18 protein-coding genes and 1 tRNA gene are annotated in these 22,212 nt (G+C 41.2%); 10 read left to right on the top strand and 9 right to left on the bottom strand.

Annotated features, from left to right (window positions below; translation table 11 throughout):
• Window positions 1-70: 70 nt before the first annotated feature.
• Complete coding sequence (locus BM386_RS06070; RefSeq protein ID WP_091692184.1) at window positions 71-1,444, bottom strand: DEAD/DEAH box helicase; 1,374 nt, start codon at window positions 1,442-1,444, stop codon at window positions 71-73.
• 47 nt (window positions 1,445-1,491) lie between these two features.
• Between BM386_RS06070 and BM386_RS06075 the strand changes: the two genes are divergently transcribed.
• From BM386_RS06075 to BM386_RS06100, 6 genes are all read left to right on the top strand, one after another.
• A complete protein-coding gene (locus BM386_RS06075) occupies window positions 1,492-2,835 on the top strand; it encodes a dihydroorotase (protein ID WP_091692185.1) in 1,344 nt (447 codons plus the stop codon).
• A gap of 76 nt (window positions 2,836-2,911) precedes the next feature.
• Window positions 2,912-2,987 (top strand) — tRNA-His (locus BM386_RS06080).
• A gap of 344 nt (window positions 2,988-3,331) precedes the next feature.
• Complete coding sequence (locus tag BM386_RS06085; RefSeq protein WP_091692186.1) at window positions 3,332-5,248, top strand: amylo-alpha-1,6-glucosidase; 1,917 nt, start codon at window positions 3,332-3,334, stop codon at window positions 5,246-5,248.
• Window positions 5,249-5,258: 10 nt separating this feature from the next.
• Window positions 5,259-6,545: a glycosyltransferase family 4 protein gene (locus tag BM386_RS06090; protein WP_091692187.1), complete on the top strand. Its 1,287-nt coding sequence runs from the start codon at window positions 5,259-5,261 to the stop codon at window positions 6,543-6,545.
• Window positions 6,542-7,753 (top strand): glycoside hydrolase family 57 protein, encoded by a 1,212-nt coding sequence (locus BM386_RS06095; RefSeq protein ID WP_091692188.1) that lies wholly within the window; start codon window positions 6,542-6,544, stop codon window positions 7,751-7,753. The genes BM386_RS06090 and BM386_RS06095 overlap by 4 nt, the downstream gene beginning before the upstream one ends.
• A 429-nt stretch (window positions 7,754-8,182) precedes the next feature.
• The gene (locus BM386_RS06100; protein ID WP_091692189.1) at window positions 8,183-9,268 is read left to right on the top strand and encodes a hypothetical protein; all 1,086 of its coding nucleotides are present in this window, start codon (window positions 8,183-8,185) and stop codon (window positions 9,266-9,268) included.
• 62 nt (window positions 9,269-9,330) lie between these two features.
• Here BM386_RS06100 and panB read toward each other — a convergent pair whose 3' ends face one another.
• The 4 genes from panB to BM386_RS06120 form a co-directional block, all read right to left on the bottom strand.
• On the bottom strand, window positions 9,331-10,152 hold the full coding sequence (panB, locus tag BM386_RS06105) for a 3-methyl-2-oxobutanoate hydroxymethyltransferase (RefSeq protein ID WP_091692190.1): 822 nt from the start codon (window positions 10,150-10,152) through the stop codon (window positions 9,331-9,333).
• A gap of 4 nt (window positions 10,153-10,156) precedes the next feature.
• Window positions 10,157-10,648 carry a phosphoribosyltransferase family protein gene (locus BM386_RS06110; RefSeq protein ID WP_170857047.1) on the bottom strand — a complete coding sequence of 164 codons (492 nt, stop codon included), beginning with the start codon at window positions 10,646-10,648 and terminating at the stop codon, window positions 10,157-10,159.
• Between the two features lie 61 nt (window positions 10,649-10,709).
• A complete protein-coding gene (rsgA, locus tag BM386_RS06115; RefSeq protein WP_091692192.1) occupies window positions 10,710-11,633 on the bottom strand; it encodes a ribosome small subunit-dependent GTPase A in 924 nt (307 codons plus the stop codon).
• Window positions 11,630-12,874, bottom strand: a complete 1,245-nt coding sequence (locus BM386_RS06120; RefSeq protein WP_091692193.1) for a 3-deoxy-D-manno-octulosonic acid transferase — start codon at window positions 12,872-12,874, stop codon at window positions 11,630-11,632. The genes rsgA and BM386_RS06120 overlap by 4 nt, the downstream gene beginning before the upstream one ends.
• A 186-nt stretch (window positions 12,875-13,060) precedes the next feature.
• Here BM386_RS06120 and BM386_RS06125 point away from each other — a divergent pair, with 186 nt between their 5' ends.
• A complete protein-coding gene (locus BM386_RS06125) occupies window positions 13,061-13,546 on the top strand; it encodes a low molecular weight protein-tyrosine-phosphatase (RefSeq protein ID WP_091692194.1) in 486 nt (161 codons plus the stop codon).
• Window positions 13,539-14,414: a fructosamine kinase family protein gene (locus tag BM386_RS06130; protein WP_091692195.1), complete on the top strand. Its 876-nt coding sequence runs from the start codon at window positions 13,539-13,541 to the stop codon at window positions 14,412-14,414. The genes BM386_RS06125 and BM386_RS06130 overlap by 8 nt, the downstream gene beginning before the upstream one ends.
• A gap of 20 nt (window positions 14,415-14,434) precedes the next feature.
• Here BM386_RS06130 and BM386_RS06135 read toward each other — a convergent pair whose 3' ends face one another.
• Together BM386_RS06135 and BM386_RS06140 are read right to left on the bottom strand one after the other, a co-directional pair.
• Entirely contained in the window at window positions 14,435-15,559 is a 1,125-nt protein-coding gene (locus BM386_RS06135) for a Gfo/Idh/MocA family protein (RefSeq protein ID WP_091692196.1), read from the bottom strand.
• Between the two features lie 93 nt (window positions 15,560-15,652).
• Complete coding sequence (locus tag BM386_RS06140) at window positions 15,653-16,921, bottom strand: aspartate kinase (RefSeq protein WP_091692197.1); 1,269 nt, start codon at window positions 16,919-16,921, stop codon at window positions 15,653-15,655.
• 57 nt (window positions 16,922-16,978) lie between these two features.
• Here BM386_RS06140 and fbp point away from each other — a divergent pair, with 57 nt between their 5' ends.
• Window positions 16,979-18,016, top strand: coding sequence for a class 1 fructose-bisphosphatase (gene fbp, locus BM386_RS06145; protein ID WP_091692198.1), 1,038 nt, complete (start codon window positions 16,979-16,981; stop codon window positions 18,014-18,016).
• 67 nt (window positions 18,017-18,083) lie between these two features.
• On the top strand, window positions 18,084-19,250 hold the full coding sequence (locus tag BM386_RS06150) for a PQQ-dependent sugar dehydrogenase (protein ID WP_091692842.1): 1,167 nt from the start codon (window positions 18,084-18,086) through the stop codon (window positions 19,248-19,250).
• Window positions 19,251-19,456: 206 nt separating this feature from the next.
• On the opposite strand, the gene BM386_RS06155 is transcribed toward BM386_RS06150, so the two are convergent.
• Both BM386_RS06155 and BM386_RS06160 read right to left on the bottom strand, forming a co-directional pair.
• Complete coding sequence (locus tag BM386_RS06155) at window positions 19,457-20,515, bottom strand: NAD(P)H-dependent glycerol-3-phosphate dehydrogenase (RefSeq protein ID WP_091692199.1); 1,059 nt, start codon at window positions 20,513-20,515, stop codon at window positions 19,457-19,459.
• Entirely contained in the window at window positions 20,493-22,190 is a 1,698-nt protein-coding gene (locus BM386_RS06160) for a 1-acyl-sn-glycerol-3-phosphate acyltransferase (RefSeq protein ID WP_091692844.1), read from the bottom strand. The genes BM386_RS06155 and BM386_RS06160 overlap by 23 nt, the downstream gene beginning before the upstream one ends.
• Between the last annotated feature and the right edge of the window lie 22 nt (window positions 22,191-22,212).

Consider the following 22,212-nt stretch of genomic DNA (forward strand, 5'->3'; position numbering starts at 1 on the left):
TATCATTGTGAATAAAACTTCAAGCAGATGGAGATTAGTTTTAGCGAAAATTAACCTTAGGCAGGTACACCTATTTTCCTTTATTCTTCTGATGCTTGGTCTTCAGCTGATTTCTGTTGGTCTTAGCTTTGGAGTTTTTATTGCCGCGCTTTTTCTCTTTTTCTTGAGCTTCTAGGTGTGGATTTGGCTTCTTATGCTCTTTCTTCTCATGAAATGCTCCCTTATAATCAGGATTATCTCTTTGCAGTAATCGATCAAGCTCTCGGGCATAAGCTTGTTTTTCCTCAAAAGGAGTTGGGGTAATATCAACTTCAGATGGGATTTCCGCCTCTTCTACTTTCAGTCGAATGATTTCCTCGATTTTTTCGAAATGATATTCCTCTGCAGGATTCACAAAACTGATTGCTTTTCCTTCGTTGGTAGCACGACCTGTTCTACCGATTCGGTGCACATAATCCTCATAAATCAGAGGCACATCAAAATTCACCACGTGAGAAACCATGGTCACATCCAAGCCTCTCGAAGCAACATCCGTTGCCACCAAGATCCGCACATCTCCGCCTTTAAAATCCTCAATAGAATTTATTCTTGTATTCTGTCCTTTATTTGCATGGATCACTCGAACTTCACCATAACTTCTATGGCTCAAGAAGGCAAAAACCTCTTCTGCATTTCTTCTTGATCTGGTAAAAATGATTGCTCTATTGATTTCCTCATTTTTAAAGAGGTGAGCAAGCAAACTCAACTTCGTTTTAATATTTGGCACCAAATACTTCACTTGACCAATAGTCTCTGCCGTGGTAGCCTGAGGAGTAACTTCTACTCTTTCGGGGAATTCTAAAAACTCAGCCGCGAATCTGTCAATGCGCTCACCGAAAGTCGCAGAAAAAAGTAGGTTCTGTCTTTTCCTAGGAATGATTTCCAAAATCGATCGGATTTGGGGCATAAAGCCCATGTCCATCATTTTGTCAGCTTCGTCCAAAACCATGGTTTTGATTTCCTTGGTCAGGATTTTCCCTTTTCTATAGATATCCAAGAATCTTCCAGGAGTAGAAACGATGATATCAACACCTTTTTCGATTGTTTCAATCTGAGTTTTTGGCCCCAAACCTCCATAAAGCGCAACCATTCTCAAGTCAGTATTTGCGGACATTTGAACCACCACTTCTTCGATCTGCATGACCAACTCACGCGTTGGAGCCAAAATCACCGCTCTGGCATGATCGCCTTGTGCATATTTTACCTTCATGAGAACCGGCAACACGTAGGCAGCTGTCTTTCCCGTCCCTGTTTGAGCAATTCCCAAAACATCATGTCCTGCAAGAGCCAGAGGAATTGCTTTTTCCTGAATAGGTGTAGGATGAACATAGCCGGCATCCGCCACGGCATTTAATAGCTGTCGATTTAGCTTAAATGCTTCAAATGTTGAGGCCTCATTGCTCATGATTCGTTAATTTTGGTTGAAATAGTAAAATCCAAAAAGGAGTAAAGATGAAAAGTATTCTGATCACCGGTGCAAATATAGTCAATGAAGGCCGGATAAGTCCGGGCGATGTGTTAGTAGAAAATGGAAGAATCTCAAAACTGGGGAATGACCTTAGTGCTGAGCAAGCTGACATTCATATTGATGCTACCGGAAAACATCTTTTCCCGGGTCTAATCGACGATCAGGTTCACTTCAGAGAGCCGGGGCTTATCCACAAAGCTGAGATCTATACCGAAGCAAAAGCCGGAGTAGCGGGTGGAACCACCTCTTACATGGAGATGCCAAATACTATCCCACAAGCCACTACAGTAGAATTGCTGGAACAGAAATATTCCAGAGCTGCAGAAGTTTCCTTGGCGAACTACTCCTTTTTTATGGGTGCAACGAATAATAATCTGGATGAAATCATGAAAGTTGATTTTGAAAAGGTATGTGGATTAAAAATTTTCCAAGGCTCCTCCACAGGAAATATGGTGGTGGATAATATTGAGTCTTTGGAGGGGATTTTCAAAGAATGCAAAGCTATCATCGCTATTCATTCTGAAAATGACAGCATTATCAAAGCTAATTTCGATGAATACAAAGCTAAATATGGTGATGATATCCCAGTGAAATTTCACCCAAAAATCAGGTCAGAAGAAGCTTGCTACGATGCCTCAAGCAGAGCCGTAGCCATGGCAAAAAAGCACGGAACACGCCTTCATATTCTACATATCAGCACAGCAAAGGAACTGGAGCTTTTCACGAATACAATTCCTTTGGAAAAGAAAAAAATAACATCTGAAGCCTGCATTCACCACATGTGGTTTGCCGAAGAAGATTACGATACCAAAGGAAATCTGATCAAATGGAATCCGGCCGTGAAAACAGCCAAAGACCGCGAAGCAATTTTCAACGCAATGCTTGACGGCACCATTGATGTGGTGGCAACCGATCACGCTCCGCATACGCTAGAAGAAAAAGGGCAGGTTTACACAAAAGCTCCTTCCGGTGGACCGTTAAATCAGCATAGTTTGGTTGCTATGCTAGACTTCTACCATCAGGGAAAAATCAGTTTGGAGAAGATCGCTCTGAAAATGTCTCATAATGTAGCCACCCTATTTAATATTAAGGAAAGAGGATTTATCAGGGAAGGATATTTTGCTGATTTGGTACTGGTGGACTTAACTAATCCATGGAAAGTGGAGAAAGAAAATATTTTATCTAAGTGTGGCTGGTCTCCTTTCGAAGGCCATACTTTTCAGTCAAAAGTCACACATACAGTCGTTTCTGGACATTTAGCGTACGAAAACGGTACATTTAACGAAGAGAAAAAAGGCGAGCGCCTGAAATTTTCAGGAAATTATTAATGATCCTATTGCGCTAATTCATCTTAATTATTACTTTTGCAGACCATTTGGAAGAAACCAGTCCAGATTATTAAATGGTGATTGTAGCTCAGCTGGTTAGAGCGCTGGTTTGTGGATCCAGAGGTCGCCGGTTCGAACCCGGTCTTTCACCCAAAGAAGCCCCTCCTTGCGAGGGGCTTTCTTGTTATAAAGAGAACCTATTGGCACAGCATTTGATAAATCCTGCCAGAACTAAACCAACTTCAGATGTTTACTTTGTTCAAAACTTCGCCAAAATTTCCTCAGGTAAAGCCTATCAATATTAGAATGGCAAAAAGCTATATGATGAAATTTGAAGAATCGCTAAGAAATTTCGAAGAAATGCAAAAAGAAGCGATTCATTCTTGATTATTTAAACAAAAACAGAAGGTTATGGAAACATAACCTTTATTTTTTACCAATTCATTTTTCTTGTCGGTGCAAAACTCTATTTTTAACCACATAGAATTTTTCCCGCATGAGTTATATCCATTTCGATAAAACACAACTTATTAACCTGAACTATTCCCTCGAAAGAGAGATCATCAGGTCCAACCGTTCTGGCGCTTATACCAGCACTTCGATCATCTGCTGCAATACGCGCAAATATCACGGATTGCTAGTAGTACCTCAGCCAAAAATCGACTCTCAAAGTCATGTAATGCTCTCGACCGTCCACGAAACGGTAATCCAGCACGGCGCAAGTTTTAACTTGGGTATCAGCAAATTCCCAGGGAATTATTCTCCTCGAGGCCATAAATACTTGGAAGATTTTGATTCTGAACCTATTCCTAAATTAACCTACCGTGTAGGAGGAGTGCTTTTGGAAAAAGAGCTGATTCTAGATACAAATAGAGATCGATTAATGATTCGCTATACGTTATTGGATGCGCATTCTCCTACCAAAATACGCATTCAGCCATTTTTGGCCTTTAGAGGATATCACGACCTATGTAAGGCAAACACTTATATCAACAAGAAGTATAAAAAAGCTCCAAATGGAGCAGTTTTCCATCTTTACGATAAGTACGACCCACTTTATTTGCAGGTGTCAAAGAAGGTCGAGTTTGTGCCAGCGCCTGATTGGTATTACAATGTGGAATACATCTTAGAGCGCGAGCGAGGCTATGACTATCAGGAAGATTTATATGTACCTGGATATTTCGAGTTTGATATTGAAAAGGGTGAGTCTGTCATATTTTCCGCAGGACTGACAGAAGCAGATCCAAAAACACGTCAAAATGCCTTCGAGAAAGAAATCGCACGAAGAATCCCACGAAGCAACTTTATAAATTGCCTAAAGAATTCAGCGGGTCAGTTTTTGAGACAGCGTGACGGAGACACAAGAGTCATTGCCGGATATCCATGGTTTGGCTGGTGGGGAAGAGATACTTTCGTAGCAGCTCCAGGCCTTACGCTTACCATTGGTGATTCAAAAACTTTTCTAGATATCATGGACACCATGTCCCGAGATCTTAAAGGAGCCATTTTTCCTAATGTAGGAAGCGGTGTCACCACAAATATGAATTCTATTGATGCGCCACTTTGGTACTTCTGGGCATTACAGCAATACATTATATACACCTCAGATAGTAAGACTATTAAGGATCGCTATTTAGGCAAAATGAAAGGGATTATTGATGGATACCTGAATGGTACAGACTTCAATATCCACGTTTTGGAAAATGGTTTAGTATATGGTGGCGAAGAGGGAAAAGCACTCACTTGGATGGATGCAGTAACACCAGATGGCCCCGTGACACCTAGAATGGGATGTCCTGTAGAAATTCAGGCACTTTGGTATAATGCGCTATGCTTCTATCATGAATTGACTGGCGATGAAGAAGTCGCGAGTCACGCGGTAAAAATCAGCGAAACTTTTGAAAAGGAATTTTGGTCAGAAGAACATGGACACTTAGCTGACTGTATCAACGGGGAAGAAAAAGACTGGTCGATTCGTCCAAATATGATTTTCGCCACCTCTCTGCCTTATGTGATGCTTAGTGATGATAAATGTGACGCAGTACTCGAAACAGCAAAAGCTAAACTTCTCACCACAAGAGGAATGCGATCACTTTCTCCTGATGATCCAGCCTATAAAGGTTACTACTTTGGCGATCAGATCAGTAGAGATGAAGCTTATCACAATGGTACCGTTTGGGTTTGGCCCTTAGGTCATTTTGTGGAAGGATATATTCGACTACATGGTAAATCTGGTGCCAATTTTATAAATAAAATCGTAAAAGGTTTTGACGGGGTGATGACTCAATATGGAGTAGGTGCAGTAGCAGAGATATACGATGGAGATCCGCCGCATCGTCCGAAAGGAGCGATTTCGCAGGCTTGGAGCGTATCAGAATTGCTTAGAATGATGGATTTGGTCAAAAAGATATAAAAGACTTTTTATGAAGGTGCTAATGTTTGGGTGGGAATTTCCACCACATATTTCTGGAGGTCTTGGAACAGCGTGTTATGGCTTGGTCAAAGGGATGGCCTACCATAACCAAGACATCATATTTGTAGTACCTAAACTTTGGGGAGACGAAGAGCCATTGGCAGATTTTGTCAATGCAAGTGATGTTACAATAGATTATCGGGAAAAAAGATTCAAGAAATTCTGGAAGAACCTGACCTACTTAGAAGTGAGTAGTTTTTTGGTACCTTATCTCGGCCCGGATGAATTCAAGAAATACACAGACTATACTATCCATGACCGGACAGATGTAGATGAAAGTGTGTTTTCAAATAAATTTGAGTTTAGCGGGAAATACGGAAAAGACTTGATGATGGAAGTGTCACGCTATGCTTTAGTAGCAGCACACATTTCCAAAAACAAAGAACATGACATCATCCATGCCCACGATTGGCTTTCTTTTCCTGCAGGAATTGCTGCCAAAGAAATAAGTGGAAAGCCTATGGTAGCTCATGTGCACGCAACTGAATTTGACCGCTCTGGTGAATCTGTCAACCAAGTTGTTTACGACATCGAGCGAGCCGGAATGGAGGCAGCTGACCATATCGTAGCAGTAAGTCAATTGACCAAAAATATTATTATCAACAAATATGGCATTCCAGCCAATAAGATAACTGTTCTTCACAATGCTGTTTTGGATGCCAGCATTATCAAATCCAGTTACAAAAAGAAAGTTCCTGAAAAAATTGTAACCTTCTTAGGTAGAATTACCTTCCAAAAAGGCCCCGAATACTTCGTCGAAGCAGCAAAGAAAGTCATAGAACGTGATCCTAACGTTCGATTTGTCATGGCAGGAAATGGAGATCTTTTGAATAGAATGATCGACCGAGTAGCTGAACTTCGAATGGGTACAAAATTCCATTTCACAGGATTCCTAAAAGGTGACGATGTAGATCATATGTATGCGATCTCGGATGTATATGTGATGCCTTCTGTCTCCGAACCCTTTGGCATATCGCCTCTAGAAGCGGTAAGACACAATACTCCTGTAATCATATCCAAGCAATCAGGTGTGGCCGAGGTTCTAAATAATGCTATCAAAATTGACTTTTGGGATATTGATTCTATGGCAGACGCTATTTTCGCACTGCTACATTATGATGGTATTTCTAAGATGTTCAAAGAGCTTGGAACTGAAGAATTGAAAAAATTAAAATGGGAGCACGTGGCTGAGAAACTTGTCACTGTGTACCAAAAAACATTATCGCAGAAACCATGAGAACCATATGCTTTTACTTCCAGGTTCATCAGCCATACCGTCTGAAGCCTTATCGTTTTTTTGACATCGGGGAAGATCATCATTATTACGATGATTTTCTCAATCGAAGCGTGATGAGAAAAGTGGCGCAGAAGTGCTACTTACCTATGAATGCTCTGCTTTTGGAGATGATCAATAAATACAATGGAGCTTTTAAAGTGAGTTTCTCCATGTCAGGTGTATTTCTGGATCAGTTGGAAGCATATGCGCCTGATGTACTCGAAAGCTTTCAAAAACTAGTGGCCACGGGTAATTGCGAGTTGCTCAATGAAACCTACGGTCACACATTAGCAGCTTTGAAAAGCAAGGATGAGTTTCAAAATATGGTGAAAAAGCATCAGCAAAAGATTAAAGATCTCTTCAATGGCTATCAACCAAAGGTGTTTAGAAATACAGAGTTGATTTATTCAGATCAAATCGGTGCTATGGTTGCTGACATGGGTTTTGACGCCATATTAACAGAAGGTGCAAAGCACATTCTTGGATGGAAGAGCCCAAATTATGTTTACGTAAACAGTATAGATCCAAAGCTAAAAGTATTGTTAAAGAACTTCCAGCTTTCGGATGATATCGCATTTAGATTTGGGAACAAAGGTTGGGATGACTATCCTCTCACGACGGATAAATTTGTGAAATGGATTAACAATGTCCCTCAGGAAGAAGAGACGATTAATCTATTTATGGATTATGAAACTTTCGGGGAACATCAATGGGCTGAGACAGGAATTTTCGAATTTATGAAAGCTCTTCCAGATGCAGTATTTAGTAAAACCAACTTCACTTTCTCAACTCCTTCAGAAGTTGCAGCAAAGATTTCTCCCGTTGGAAAAATACATGTGCCTATCCCAATCTCTTGGGCAGATGAAGAGCGTGATTTGACAGCATGGCTTGGTAACGACCTTCAGGACGAAGCCTTCGATAGGCTTTTTGAAATGGAGAAGTTGGTGAAAGACATAGATGATGATGAGATACAACGTGACTGGACTTACTTGCAAACCAGTGATCATTTCTACTACATGTGCACCAAGTTCTTTTCTGATGGAGATATACATGCATATTTCAGCCCTTATGATTCGCCATACGACGCATTCATCAACTACATGAATGTACTCAGTGATTTTATGATTCGTCTGAAGGAAAAAATCAGCGAAAAACAACTTAGCGCATAGGACTTTAAGGTTCTTAAGAACACTCGTTAGGCCGATTTTTATCGGCCTTTTTTTATACACAAATTTCACACGAAAGACTCAGTCACCTTTTCTAGTCATTCCACTCACGTTGTGATTTTTCATTCCTTTTCAGAATACAATAGCTAATGCATTTGCGTTGCCAATAGCTGGTTTTCAAGGGATTTGATCAAAAAAAAGAAGTCGTAGGACTAATTTTTTCATACGACAAATGCCCTATTTAGCGGACCAACTAATGATTTACAAACAACCCGATAACCAACTTAAACATCTGTTTATCAATTATTTAAATATATTTTTTTCATCATTTATCTCTTAGTACCATTCTCATGCTATTTAAAAATCCCATGTCTATATTCTAATTTAGAGTCCTCGGTAAGAAAATAATGTCTTTTACAAATAACTCTAATTATGAAAATCACACTACTAACACTTCTACTACTTTGGGTAGGAATATTCCAACCAGCAGATCCGCTTATATCAGCAAAGGATTACGATGTCCATGAATTTCACCGCAGCAAACAATCATCAAAATCACCTAAGCGTGTTTACATCCAAAAATTCAGAGCCTTATTTGAAGTTTATGAAGAAGCTTCAGCGAGTACAGCTGGGTCTAAAAATGATCGGGCAAATCGAAGTACTACTGTCTCAGGAACTAATACTAGAATGGGGGTACAACTAAGCGGAGTCGATATTCCTGATTTTCAAAAAATAGTCGATGATGCTTACGCAGATTTTGTAGCACAGCTGGAAGCTGAAGGCTATGAAATCATTTCTGCTGAAGAAGCAGGAAAAACCGATTACTATTCTGGCTACACAAAAATAGAAGGTGGAGCTTCTTCCACTGATCAGGCAACTGGCTATGTGATGGTGACTCCTACAGGATATGATTATTGGGTTACGGGCGTTTCAAATAGTGGGCGTGAAAAAGGCACATTCACAGATACAAGTTCGAAATTATCTAAAGACCTGGATGATGCATATGTTGCTGAGGCTACCTTTATCTTCCCATTTGTGAATTTGGACGCAAGCTCTACCAGCTTTGCCAATTATGCATCTTCTAAGGTAAAGGCAGATATTAATTTAAGAATGGCTGCAGCAGTTGGCGCTGCGGATAATGAGCAAATGAGTTTAGGTAAGTTTGCCAAAGGATTTACCACCTCACCAACACAAGAGAGATTAGCCTCCCAAGTACGTTTTGTAGCTGGTCACATGGCGAGCTCACCTCTATTTGATTCCTCAACTGCGCTAAAGAGAGATGTGTATTTCGGAGGGATCTTTGCCGAAGACAAATTAGTAGAAGTTACCTCTGCCGAGGTTGCCACTTTCTCCAAAACTGCCTATCCTCAACTGGTGATGGTTTCCGGAGGAGAGATGACCCTTGCTTCTCATTACGTAGCCTGCGATCATGATAAATATATCGAGTTTGCTCAGGGCTCAATAAAAGAAATGATCGGAAATGGGATATCTAATTTTAAGGAACTTGTAAAAGATTAAATTGGAGGTAAACTAAAGAAAAAGGTGCGTCATGTGATGTGCCTTTTTCTTTAGTTTAAAGCTTAATAACTCTCCTTATCATTCGGAAAATCCTTGCTCTTCACATCTTTGATGTATTGGCCAAATGCCTGCATCATGATCCCTTCTAAATCGGCGTATTGCCTTAAAAATCTTGGTTTGAATTCTTGAGTAATTCCAAGCATATCATGCACCACTAGAACCTGACCATCTACACCTCCACCTGCACCAATTCCGATTATTGGAATAGTAACGGATTCAGCTACTTTCTTTGCTAGGTCAGCAGGGATTTTTTCTACCACGATAGCAAAGCATCCTAGTTCTTCCAAAAGCTTGGCGTCTTCCAGAAGCTTGGTCGCCTCAGCGTCTTCTTTAGCCCTTACAGTGTATGTTCCAAACTTATAAATCGACTGTGGAGTCAAGCCCAAATGCCCCATTACCGGAACTCCAGCACTGAGTATTCTAGCCACAGATTCTTTGATCTCAGATCCACCTTCCACTTTCACAGCATGTGCGCCGGATTCTTTCATGATCCGGATAGCAGAGCGCAAAGCCTCTGAGCTATTCCCCTGATAGCTTCCAAAAGGGATATCCACCACCACAAAAGACCTGCTCACTGCTCTTACTACTGAAGAAGCATGATAGATCATCTGATCCAGGGTAATCGGTAAAGTAGTCTCATGCCCTGCCATTACGTTAGAGGCAGAGTCACCCACAAGAATGATATCTATCCCGGAAGCATCCACAATTTTGGCCATGGAAAAATCATATGCCGTAAGCATGGAGATCTTCTCACCACGATCTTTCATTTCTTGAAGAATATGCGTAGTGATCCTTTTGACGTTTGCCGAAGAGTGTACTGTCATAGGATTAGTGTAGGTAAACGACGTAATTATCTCCCGAGAAATCTACTTTGATATGTTCGTTGAGCGTAGTAGAAAGTTCAAATCCTGTGTAATCAGGACGAATCGGAAATTGTCCATGACTGCGATTAACGAGCACAGCGATTTCCATTTTATAAAGTTCCTCATCCAAAAATGGCTTCATGGCATAGACCAAAGTCTTTCCTGTATTGAGTACATCGTCCACCAAAATCAATGTTTTCCCTTGCAGATCTATTTCATGAGAAAGCTTCACTTCTGCAGTAGCGATGTGGGCTTTGTCCAAAATAATATCTGTTTGCTCGATAGTAAGAGAAGATATAGATCTAAGTTCTGTAGCTAGGAGGTCTGAAAGGGTTTCTCCCATTCCAGAAATTCCTGCAAGGACAACGGCTTTTGAATTGAGATTTCGCTCATAAATCTCATAAGCCATTCTGGTTATTTTCTTCTTTATCTGCTGGTGATTGAGTACTTCGCTCATGGTATATTTCAAAAATGAAAATTAGGCCAATTCTACTTGGATTCAAAATCAAGCAGGCACCTTATCTATAGTCATCTTCTTCGTTTAGAATATTCAGATAGCTTTCGTAGCGGTAGGGATGAATATATCCAGCCTCCACTTTTTCCAGCACCACACAACCTGGCTCATTCACATGCTGGCAATTATTGTATTTACACTGCCCCAGGTATTTTCTCATTTCTGGGAAATAATGGGAAAGCTCATTGTCTTCAATATCCAAAATCCCAAACTCCTTAATTCCAGGAGTATCGATCAAATCACCTCCATTTTCCAACCCAAAAAGCTCCGCAAAAGTGGTAGTATGAACACCTTTGGATGTAAACCCAGAAACTTCTTTGGTGTGCTGAGCCGCCGCTGGAACCAAGGCATTAAGCAAGGTAGATTTACCTACCCCAGAGTGCCCTGAAATTAAGGTGGATTTGCCTTTTAGAACAGCATCGAATTTTTCTTTCAAATTCTCCTCTTTCAAAGCAGAAACCTCCAGCACCTGGTAGCCCAAAGGCTCATAAATCTCATGTATATCCAACAGCCAATCGTCTGCTTTGTCTCCAGACATTTGATCCATTTTGTTCACTACCAAAATAGCCGGAATACGAAAACTCTCCGTACTGACTAGAAATCTATCAATAAATCCCAAAGAAGTCCTTGGGCTCTTCATCGTAATGACAAGAATCGCTTGGTCTAAGTTGCTGGCAATGATGTGGGAGAAATGAGTTTTCCTGGTGGATTTTCGGATCACATAGTTTTCCCTCGGCAAAATATCCGAAATCACTGCTGTCTCCTGATTCTCTTCTTTTTCCAATTTCACCCAATCCCCAACCGCAATAGGATTGGTCAACTTCAGGTCATCCTGCTTAAATTTCCCCTTCAATCTGGAAGAAACCACTTCTCCATCAGTCTGAACGAGATACCAGCTCCCAGTAGATTTTATGACTCTTCCCCTCATACCTCTGAAATTAATTTCTCCACCTTATTTATAATTTTTGCCGCTGCTCCTTTATTCATTTCAAGCCATTTCTGAGCCGATTTCACGCTTTGCTGATAAAATCCCGGCTGCTCTAAGTTCTCAAAAACCGAGTTCAAACTTTCTGCATCATTCACTTCAAATCCACATCCATTTGCTTGACTTTCTGCCGCCTCAGGAAATTTATCCGTTTTCACCAATTTGCCGAAAATGACCGGAACTCCGAAACCGATAGGCTCCAGGATATTATGAAGGCCTTTGCCGAATGCTCCGCCAACATAGGCTACTCTGGCAAATTGATACAAGGAGCTTAACATTCCAATATTATCTATAAAAAGCACATCTGGAGAAAGGTCAGAATCCCAAAGTGAATACCTAACAGCAGACAAAGTTAACTGATCAGCCCATCGATTCATCGGCTCGGGATTCAAATCATGTGGTGCAACAATCCATTTGTACTTCGGGTTAGCATTCATCAATGGAATCAACAAATCCATGTCCTCTTGCCATACCGAACCAGCCACAAGTGTTGGCTTATCGGAAACCCATCTAGCCAATTCAGGAAAGTCCTTAGGATTCTTTGCTGTTTCCGCCACTCTATCAAATCTGGTATCACCAGTAACACTAGTCTTTTGGTAATTTATAGATTTCAGCAGGTCATAAGTCCTGTAATTCTGTGTAAAAATGTAATCGAATTGAAATAAGATACTTCTAAAAAAACCATCTCTCTTGAAATAAATCTGATCTGATCGAAATGAAGCTGAAAAGAGGAAAAGCGGTATTCCCTTAGCCTTCACCAACATAATGTGATGATACCAGAGATCATATTTTACAAAAAAAACCAGAGCTGGTCGAAGCGTATTCACAAATCCATCAGCCTGGGTCTTACTGTCTAGAGGTAAGTAGGTAATAAAATCCACATTGGGCTGAGGCTTCTTAATCACATGATCAAAGCCAGAAGGGCTGAAAAAACTCACAGCGATTAATTGCGCAGGTTGTACGCGCTTTAACTCCGCAATTACTGGTCTAGCTTGTTCATACTCACCCAAAGAAGCTACATGAAACCATGCTAAAGGGCCTTTATTTTTAGACCTAAATGCAATCAGCCTTTGAAATAGATTTTTTCTGCTAGATGAGAAATGCCTAATTTTGGGGATAAACAATCCGGCTAGCAGTAATAGTATCCTGGCAAAAAATATCCCGATTCGATAAATCCATTTCATTATTCAAAAGTAGTTATTTGACCTGAAATAGTATTATTCATGATTTATCCAGTCTCAGCCGTTTATTAGAAAGTCAGTTTTGAAGTTTTCTACAAAAAACACTGACTAGCCCGTGTATTTCCCCCTAAAATTAGCTACTTTCAAAGCCTTTGTTTTTCAGGTAGCTATAAAAGTTCAGCTAATAATATGATTAGAGTTTTATTTGTTTGTTTAGGTAATATATGCAGATCTCCGCTTGCAGAAGCTATTTTTAATAGTAAAGTAGAGCAAGCTGGAATGAAATCACAATTTAGGTGCGATAGTGCAGGGACTTCTGATTTCCACATTGGGGAGCTGCCTGATGAGCGAACAATAAAATGTGCGGCTAAATATAATTTGCCCCTGAATCACCGAGGAAGGCAAGTCAATCGTACTGATTTCAGAGATTTTGAATACATCCTGGCTATGGATGACCACAACCTCCGAAACCTGAACAACCTAAAAGTGAGGTATGGCTTCAAAGACAAAGAAATTCACCTGATGCGAGATTTTGACTCTGACACTTTAGGCTTGTCAGTACCAGACCCATACTATGGAGGAGAGGAGGGATTTGAGGAAATTTATCAAATCTTGGACAAAGCGCTTGACGGTTTTCTGGCGCAGGTAAAAGAGACCCACCATCTTTATGCTTGACCAGCATGAGATCTATGAGCAAATACTTTTTGAAAGCCTAGGCTCCATGGCTGAACTAAAATCAGCCTCCCTTGTCGCGGCAGGAAGTCATAACCAAGGCATACGAATCGAGTGTAATTCAGGTGTTTTTTTCCTTAAACTTAATTTCGATCACGAAAGAGACATTCTTAAAAAAGAAGCTGAAGGATTAGCTTTGCTACGAAATTCCACCTTTCTGAAAGTTCCAGAAACTTATGGAAACGGAAGGGTTGGCGACTATAATTTTTTACTTTCTGAATTTATCCCCGAAGGAAAAAGCAAACCTGAGTACTGGGAAAACTTGGGGTTAGGTTTAGCACATTTGCACTTGACTTCCCAAATTTCATTTGGCTTAGAAACAGACAATTACATCGCATCGATACATCAAAAAAACTTACAAACAGAAAATTGGGTTGATTTTTACATCGAGCAAAGACTGGAACCTTTGATTGGGAAGGCCTATTTTGATCGCTTGATCCCACTGGAATTCTTGAAGAAATTTCAGGAAATTTATCCGAAGCTAGGGGAACACCTACCTAAAGATAAACCAGCATTACTCCATGGAGATTTATGGTCTGGGAATGTAATCGTAACACCGGGTGGGGAGCCATGCCTGATAGATCCTGCGGTTTATTTTGGCCATCGGGAAATGGACTTAGCCTTTAGCCGGCTTTTTGGAGGGTTTGATTCAGGATTTTATACTTCATATGAATCCGTTTTACCGTTAGAACCGGAGTTTGAAGAAAGAATGGGGCTATATAACCTCTATCCTCTACTGGTGCACTTAACGCTTTTTGGGGTGGCCTACCTCCCTGGAATCGAACGAATAATCAACCGATTTGTAAGGTAAGCCCACCCGTATTAAAGAATTCAAGCCAGGTTTAAAGAAACTTTCCCACCAGTTTTTACGGCTTGGAATATTGCGTCTATAATCTTCATATCCTTCACTCCTTCTTCTCCATTCACTGGAACTTCCGGCCTTTTCCCATCAAAAATTATAGCCGCCATTTCATCCATCTGAACAGTCTGATGAGTGACAATTGGTTCATTAAGTGGCCCCTTATGTGTCATCCCTTTGATCGGCCCATAGCCTGTGGATGGTTGCATTTCCACCCAGCCTTTGCTTCCATTCAGGTAAAACCTGTCTAGGTTATTCATATTGTATGTCGATAGACAAGAGGCAATTACTCCACTTGGAAAACCAAGCTGGAAGGTAATCGTCTCATCTATTCCTTCTTTAAATTTCTCAGGATTAGTTTTCACCTCTTGGGCTGTTACCCAGATTGGCTCTTCACCTACCATATATCGCGCTCCGTTGGTCGAATAAATACCTATATCCATCATTGCTCCACCACCGGAAAGGGCCGGATCCAAGCGCCACTGAGTCGGATCTCCAATAGTAAACCCGGCTAGTCCTTGAAAAAACCGGATTTCTCCCAATTCTCCGGCTTTCCGCATTCTGATTACTTCCAGCGTATTAGGCTCGAAGTGCATTCTGTAGCCTATTAGCAGGTGAACGCCAGCAGCTTTACATGCATCGACCATCTCCTGTCCATCAGCAGCATTGACCGCCATAGGTTTTTCGCAGATGGCATGCTTTCCAGCTTTCGCCACTCGGATGACTTCATCTTTGTGCAGGGCATTTGGTGTAATCACATAGACTGCATCAATGTCTGGATTATCTTTAATCGCGTCGAAGTTTTCATAGTTGTAGCAATTCTTCTCTGGAATTCCATACTTCTCCCTCCATTTCACAACTTTTGACGGTGTACCGCTAATCACACCAACCAACTTTACTCTTTTACAACTTTGAATAGCTTCAGCCACCCGAGTTCCGTAGCTGCCCAGACCCATGATCGCAACTCTTAAGGTTTTTTCTTCTCGGGTGAAGTCAGAAATAGAATTTGCCATAGTTGAAAAGGGGGTCAAGGTGGGAACTGTCAATGCCATTGCGGAAAGACTTGCTTTCTGCAAAAATATTCTTCTAGTCTTCATAGGTCAAGTTTAGGTTAAAGTGATTTAGTGTCCTGAAAATATTGATTTTTAGCCAAATACTCTTGAAATAAAGCAAATGACTTCTGGCAGATCCTAGTTAATCCTCCTGACTATCTGCACCGTATGTCTTGTGCTTTGCTCCAAATATACCTGATAGCCTTCCAGTAGCTGTGGAAAAGAGGCCATATCCGGATAGAGAACTGTGAGCAACTCCAACCCTTCGTTGTACCTGATTTCGAAGTCCTTTTTGAGTGCAGAAAGCAGCTGCTCCAACTTGAACAGTTGGGAATCTATCACAATGGAAATAGAAATCGCGGAAGTCTGCAGCATGTTCACCCGGAGCTTCAGCGCTTGCAATTGTTCATAGACCCGATGAATATGTTTCTCTTCAATGAATGTGAAATCCGTCACCTTTAAGCTGACGAGAATCTGATCTTTCTTCAAAATTATCGTGGGCAAAGGATCTGCTTTGGCCTGAGAATGGATCTTGGTTCCCGCTTCATCTGGATGGAGAAAAGACTTGACGAAAAGTGGAATCCCAGCATTTGCCAAAGGTTTAATCGTTTTTGGGTGAATAACGGAAGCGCCATAGAAGGTCATCTGAGCCGCTTGCTGATAATCCAGCTCTGCAAAAAGCGTCGTATCATTAAAAATCTTTGGGTCAGCATTGAGTACGCCTGGAACGTCTTTCCAAATAGTCACGGAGCCTGCATCAAGACTAGCAGCTAAAATAGCCGCTGTGAAATCCGAGCCTTCGCGGCCTAAGGTAGTTGGTCTCCCCTTCGAGTCAGAACCGATAAAACCTTGCGTCAACACTGGGAATTGTTCCAATTTCGGCTTCAGCTGAGCTTGACACTTCTTACGGGTTTTACCCCAATCTACTCTTGCAAAACGAAAGTCACTGTCAGTGCATATCAATTCCCGGGCATCCTGCCATAGCACTAGTAAGTTTTGTAGGCACAAATACTCCATGACGATTCTTGAAGAAAGCAATTCTCCAAAACCAATGATACGGTCATAGTACTCGTCGTAATTTTCCTTAGAAATTGGCTGGTTCAGCTCATGCTGAAGCTGTATAAAGTAATTTTCTACTTTGGGAAAAATCACATGACCCTCAGGAAATAGCTCACTGCAAATAGCCAAATGAAATCCTTTTAAAATTGTACTATTTTGAGAAAAATCCTGATTTGCCAATTTAAGTGAAAGTATAGCTTCCAGCTGATTTGTTGATTTTCCCATCGCAGACACTACGATTACAAAATTATTTCGCAATCGATTACGGATAATTTCAGCTAAGTTTTTAACTGCAGGCGCATCTTTCACCGAAGCCCCTCCAAATTTGTAAACCAGAGTTTTTGTCATTAAAATTTTTGTTTATTTTTCAAAAAGATTAAACCACCAATTGAACTATTCCAATAAATGAAAATCCTCCCCTATCAGCCTGATCAAAGCGGCTTAGCTTATTCTGTCGGCACTACCCTAGATCGATTCATCAAACTTAAGCAAAGCGACTTCCCTTTTGCTTCAGGTGAGCTATCCCAACTCTTGCGTGACATCGCACTCGCCGCCAAGATAGTAAATAGAGAAACCACACGAGCCGGCCTGTCCAATATTGGAGGTGCCTTCGGGCAGGTAAATGTACAAGGTGAAGAGCAGCAGAAACTTGATGTCATTGCAAACATCCGGTTTATGCGTGCTTTGAGTAAAGGTGGCGAAGTCTGTGCCATAGTTTCCGAAGAAGAAGATTCCGTGATTGATTTACAAAATAACTCTGGGAAATATGTGGTAGCTATAGACCCACTTGACGGTAGTTCTAATATTGATGTGAATATTTCCATCGGAACAATATTTTCTATTTACAGAAGAAAAACTCCAGCAGGAAGCCCAATCAAAGAGGAAGACATTATGCAAGCAGGCACGGAGCAGGTTGCTGCTGGTTATGTGCTATATGGGTCCTCTACGATGCTCGTTTATACCACCGGATGCGGAGTAAATGGCTTCACATATGAGCAGTCCTTGGGAGAATTCTTCCTTTCTCACCCAAATATCCAAGCTCCAAAGAATGGGGAAATCTACTCTGTAAATGAAGGAACTGAGAAAGAATGGGAAGAAGGAATAAAAGCCTTCATCGATCAATGCAAGGACAGAAGATATTCTGCCAGGTACATTGGATCATTAGTTGCAGACTTTCATAGAAATCTCTTGAAAGGCGGTATTTATTTATATCCAGCTACCAAGAAAAATCCTTCGGGGAAACTACGCTTATTGTATGAAGCAAATGCTTTGGCGCTGATAGCAGAGCAGGCTGGCGCCATGGCCACGGATGGATGCAACCGGATTCTGGAGATTCAACCGACCACACTTCACCAGAGAACACCGCTTCTTATAGGTTCATCTGAAATGGTAAAAGAAGCTGAAGCATTCATGAACTGTTCTGTAGAAAAGCCATTTTCTTAAGCAGGTCATGTAAATAAGCTGCAAGATTCAAAAGATGTATTTTATCTTGCAGCAACTTTACAACGCTATGAAAAAAAACAACCTATATCTGCCTATCGCTCTCTTAGCATCAGGCATCGCGCTAGCCACTTCCTGTGCACCAAAAGAAAAAGAAGTCGAAGTCGAACCTATTGACGAGACTTTCGCTGTTCAGACCGAACAGCTATTAATCAATGTTGACACCCTTTATACTGAATTTGATAACCCTTGGGGTATGACCTGGCTTCCAGATGGCAGAATGTTGGTCACTGAGAAAGAGGGAGAAGTTCTTATTTTCAAAGACGATAAATACACAGGAGAGAAAATCCAAGGCCTCCCTGAAGTTTGGGCTCAAGGTCAGTCAGGACTTTTGGACATTACAGTTCATCCAAAATTTGACGAAAATGGCTGGATCTACATTTCCTACGGCAAACCAATGCCAGACAGTACCTCTGCGACTACGATTATGAGATTCAAACTGGAAGGCAACAATGCTGTGAGTCAAGAGGAATTGATACAGTCCGTTCCAGCCTGGAAAGGCGGAAGACACCTAGGCAGCCGTATTGTATTTGACAATGATGGATACCTTTACTACTCCAGTGGAGAGCGTGGGGACACACCTACAAATGCACAAGATTTAACTAATTCGCATGGAAAAATCCACCGTATTCATGATGATGGCAGAATCCCAACTGACAATCCATTTGTAGATACTGAAGGGGCAGTTGCCTCCATTTGGACTTATGGTAACAGAAATCCTCAAGGACTTTATTTCGATAAGGAAAACAACAAACTATTTGAAACTGAGCATGGTCCACAAGGCGGTGATGAGTTGAACCTAATCGAAAAAGGCAAAAATTACGGATGGCCAGTGATCACTTGGGGAATCGACTATGACGACACGCCAGTTTCTGACATTCAGGAAAAAGAAGGTATGGAGCAACCACTTACTTACTATGTGCCTTCTATTGCTACAGCAGGAATGACCATGGTAACTTCCGATAAATACCCCGCTTGGAAAGGCGATATCCTGATTGGCGCTTTAGCAAAAATGCACATCAACCGAGTGGATATGAATGGAGCAGTAACCGGAAACCAAGAAGTCATGTTACAGGACATTGGACGTGTTCGCCAGGTATCTCAAAGCCCAGATGGTTATATTTATGCCATTACCCAAGGTACAGGCTTGCTGGTTAAATTGATCCCGATTAGGTAAGCAATACTAATAGAATTGGAAAGGCCACTTTTGGGTGATTGACAACCCAAAAGTGGCCTTTTTTTTCATTTTCGTGAAGCTTTCTTATCACAAACTCCTCACCAAAGGCTCCATAAAATATATTATTATCAAGCCTACTCTGCTTCTAGAGAAGCAGGATAACTCTGCTCCCTCTGCGTAAAACTCCGCGTCCTTTGCGGTTAAACCTACACAAAATCCACATCCACATTAAATGGATATTTCATCAAAAACTGAAGTGCTTCTTCTATTTCCAGATCTTCAAAAAGAACCCGGTAAAGATTCTCAGTAATCGGCGCACGAAGATCTGCTGTCTCCAAAAATGCCTTAATGATTCTCACGGTATTGATCCCTTCAGCCACCTCGTCCATATCCTCAAGAATAGTTTCCAGCGTATCCCCTTTTGCTAATCTATAGCCTACGGTGTAATTCCTGGAATGAACAGAATTACAAGTCGTGACCAAATCTCCTATTCCTGCTAAACCCATCACGGATTTGATGCTTCCGCCAAGTGCATTTCCAAGGTGAATCATCTCCACCATTCCACGGCTAATAAGTAGCCCTTTGGCATTTTCTCCCAAACCCAAACCTGCCAGTGCACCTGCTGCGATGGCGATGATATTCTTCAGCACGCCGCTGATTTCCACACCTATAATATCTGAGTTTCCATAAACCTGAAACTTCTCAGACCTAAGTAAACTCTGACCCTCTAGGATCACTTCATTGTACTTACTGGCTATCACTGTAGCAGCAGGCTGACCTTGAGCTAGTTCTTTGGATAGATTTGGCCCTGCCAAACATCCTACTCTCACCGCCACAGTCTCCTGAAGAATCACCTCACTCATAGTCAGAATTTGACTTCGTTTGATTTTCTTGACAGTTTCCAGGGTTTCGCCTTCTTTAAGGTTTAGGCAAAGCCCTTTTGTACCATGAATAATCAAATGATAGGGAAAAAGGAAAGGAGAAAAAATCCTCACCACATTCTGAAAGCCCGATGAAGGAACCATAAAAAATAACACATCGCAGCTTTGGCAAAGTTTCTCTGGGTCACTTGAAGCTATGATTTCCTCATTCATAGCCCTTCCCTGCGCAGTATGAGTTGCGTTAATTTCATCCACCACTTCCTGCTTTCTGGCATAGACCATCACAGGGTTTTTGGCAGCTAGGATATTTGCGATGACTGTTCCAAAGCTACCTACCCCGATTACACCAATACACTTTGGTTTAGTAGAGTTTTTCGAGTCCATATCCTGTTAATCTGTTGTGATAAAAATAAAGTAAGCTCATATCCTCAGTCCCTATGTCCCCATTTTTATCCTGAACAATTGGACGCTTGGCATGATACATCCCTACATTTTCTATTCCCAGTCTGATGATTTCGGCCAGATCAAGGGATAAATGCGGCGCAGTATTGATCAGACCCTGAGATTTCAGCTCCTTTATTTTATCCAAAACGAGCTGACAATTCTCCTCAAACTCATCATAAGAAATAGAAATATCTTCTTCGGGAAGTCTCAATAAATCGAATAAATCCAGCTTTCTATTTTGTTTTTTGATCATTTCAAACGCAACAAAAGCAACCAAATGTGAATTAAACACCCGATTGATCTTATGAAATTCCTCCACTATGCGCTTTCCGAGCATGTTGGTGTATTCTTCCTCACGCTGACTATCCACAGACACCTTTCCATCGGAAATAAAATAATCCCGAGTGTTAATCACCCGGTTATTTTTATCTAAACTCCTACCTTCAGCATCCACATAATTCCCGAGTACATCCATGGCTTTTCCCACAGACACGGAGATATCAGATCCTTTGGTAAAAAACTTGATGAGGAACTTGGAGATCTTATATGAATTCGAGAACTCATCATTTTCCTTATAATATCGCTCTTGTCCTGTGATACTCAAATGGTCCCGAATCAAACTTGGAGCTTCCAACACAAAGTGATAATTAATGGTCACAGGTACGATAAAGATCTTACCTGAAATATCATTAACACCATTTTCAAAGTTTGCCCGCTGCGCCTCGATCGCAGTACTCAAAAGCCCAAGTTTGAGCTTTGACTCGATCATTCCACTACGGGATCTGGTTCCCCCGGGGAAAAATAAAGAATGGCACCCAAACTGAATAGCTTCCTTGGAATAGGTCTTCAGCGTCTCCAGATACATCAGATTTTTCTTCCTTCTATCCACTTTGTAAGCACCAAGTGAATTCATGAAATACGCAAAAATCGAAATATTGAATAGATTCAATCCTGCTCCATAGATGAAGGGAGGCAATCCTAAAACGGATATAACCCAACCGATCAAGATACTATCAAGGTTACTGAAATGAGTAGGAACCATCACTACCGTGCCTTTGGTCGCCAGGTCGCGCAATTGATCAGTTTGCCCGGTAATTTGGATCTTGTCCTGAAGAGTATATTGATTGCTGAATATGGATTTAAACCCTTTTACACGAGCCGCATTTAGCAAACGCGAAAAGCCATAGGTGACTACTGATCGGGTAAATTTATAGTGGGTAGTCTTGAAATTACTGGCAATTTCCTCCGCATAGCGAGCTGTAATGCTATTCAATATTTCTTTATACGCCTGAAGCTTTTTGGATTTGCTTTTGGAATTTTCTGTACTTGTCTGAACCAAAGCTGACTTTACCCCACTCCAAAAGGACGAGTCATCATCCGGGTCCACCACCCAGGGATTCTGTTTAATCCTGAGTTTTTCCCGGTACAAAGTTGTCTCCAACTCTTCCTTGAGAATATCAGGATTGTTTCCTGTGAGATTGAGAATCCTATCCTCCGACAGGTCAGCCACTTTCTTCACAAATTCCTTCCGCTCTCTAGCTAGCTTCACTACCGGCCATTCGTCTTTGCTCGGGTGAATCGGCTCGTACTTATGTTTGATGTATTTCTCCTCCAAGTAGCTCACATTAATTAAAAAT

This window comes from Algoriphagus locisalis, assembly GCF_900116615.1.
Classification (GTDB): Bacteria; Bacteroidota; Bacteroidia; order Cytophagales; family Cyclobacteriaceae; genus Algoriphagus; species Algoriphagus locisalis.

What these genes read in the sequence shown, in the direction of transcription:
- BM386_RS06070 (WP_091692184.1), bottom strand. Translation starts at nt 1,444, where the DNA reads ATGAGCAATGAGGCCTCAACATTTGAAGCATTTAAGCTAAATCGACAG.
- BM386_RS06075 (WP_091692185.1), top strand. Translation starts at nt 1,492, where the DNA reads ATGAAAAGTATTCTGATCACCGGTGCAAATATAGTCAATGAAGGCCGG.
- BM386_RS06085 (WP_091692186.1), top strand. Translation starts at nt 3,332, where the DNA reads ATGAGTTATATCCATTTCGATAAAACACAACTTATTAACCTGAACTAT.
- BM386_RS06090 (WP_091692187.1), top strand. Translation starts at nt 5,259, where the DNA reads ATGAAGGTGCTAATGTTTGGGTGGGAATTTCCACCACATATTTCTGGA.
- BM386_RS06095 (WP_091692188.1), top strand. Translation starts at nt 6,542, where the DNA reads ATGAGAACCATATGCTTTTACTTCCAGGTTCATCAGCCATACCGTCTG.
- BM386_RS06100 (WP_091692189.1), top strand. Translation starts at nt 8,183, where the DNA reads ATGAAAATCACACTACTAACACTTCTACTACTTTGGGTAGGAATATTC.
- panB (WP_091692190.1), bottom strand. Translation starts at nt 10,152, where the DNA reads ATGACAGTACACTCTTCGGCAAACGTCAAAAGGATCACTACGCATATT.
- BM386_RS06110 (WP_170857047.1), bottom strand. Translation starts at nt 10,648, where the DNA reads ATGAGCGAAGTACTCAATCACCAGCAGATAAAGAAGAAAATAACCAGA.
- rsgA (WP_091692192.1), bottom strand. Translation starts at nt 11,633, where the DNA reads ATGAGGGGAAGAGTCATAAAATCTACTGGGAGCTGGTATCTCGTTCAG.
- BM386_RS06120 (WP_091692193.1), bottom strand. Translation starts at nt 12,874, where the DNA reads ATGAAATGGATTTATCGAATCGGGATATTTTTTGCCAGGATACTATTA.
- BM386_RS06125 (WP_091692194.1), top strand. Translation starts at nt 13,061, where the DNA reads ATGATTAGAGTTTTATTTGTTTGTTTAGGTAATATATGCAGATCTCCG.
- BM386_RS06130 (WP_091692195.1), top strand. Translation starts at nt 13,539, where the DNA reads ATGCTTGACCAGCATGAGATCTATGAGCAAATACTTTTTGAAAGCCTA.
- BM386_RS06135 (WP_091692196.1), bottom strand. Translation starts at nt 15,559, where the DNA reads ATGAAGACTAGAAGAATATTTTTGCAGAAAGCAAGTCTTTCCGCAATG.
- BM386_RS06140 (WP_091692197.1), bottom strand. Translation starts at nt 16,921, where the DNA reads ATGACAAAAACTCTGGTTTACAAATTTGGAGGGGCTTCGGTGAAAGAT.
- fbp (WP_091692198.1), top strand. Translation starts at nt 16,979, where the DNA reads ATGAAAATCCTCCCCTATCAGCCTGATCAAAGCGGCTTAGCTTATTCT.
- BM386_RS06150 (WP_091692842.1), top strand. Translation starts at nt 18,084, where the DNA reads ATGAAAAAAAACAACCTATATCTGCCTATCGCTCTCTTAGCATCAGGC.
- BM386_RS06155 (WP_091692199.1), bottom strand. Translation starts at nt 20,515, where the DNA reads ATGGACTCGAAAAACTCTACTAAACCAAAGTGTATTGGTGTAATCGGG.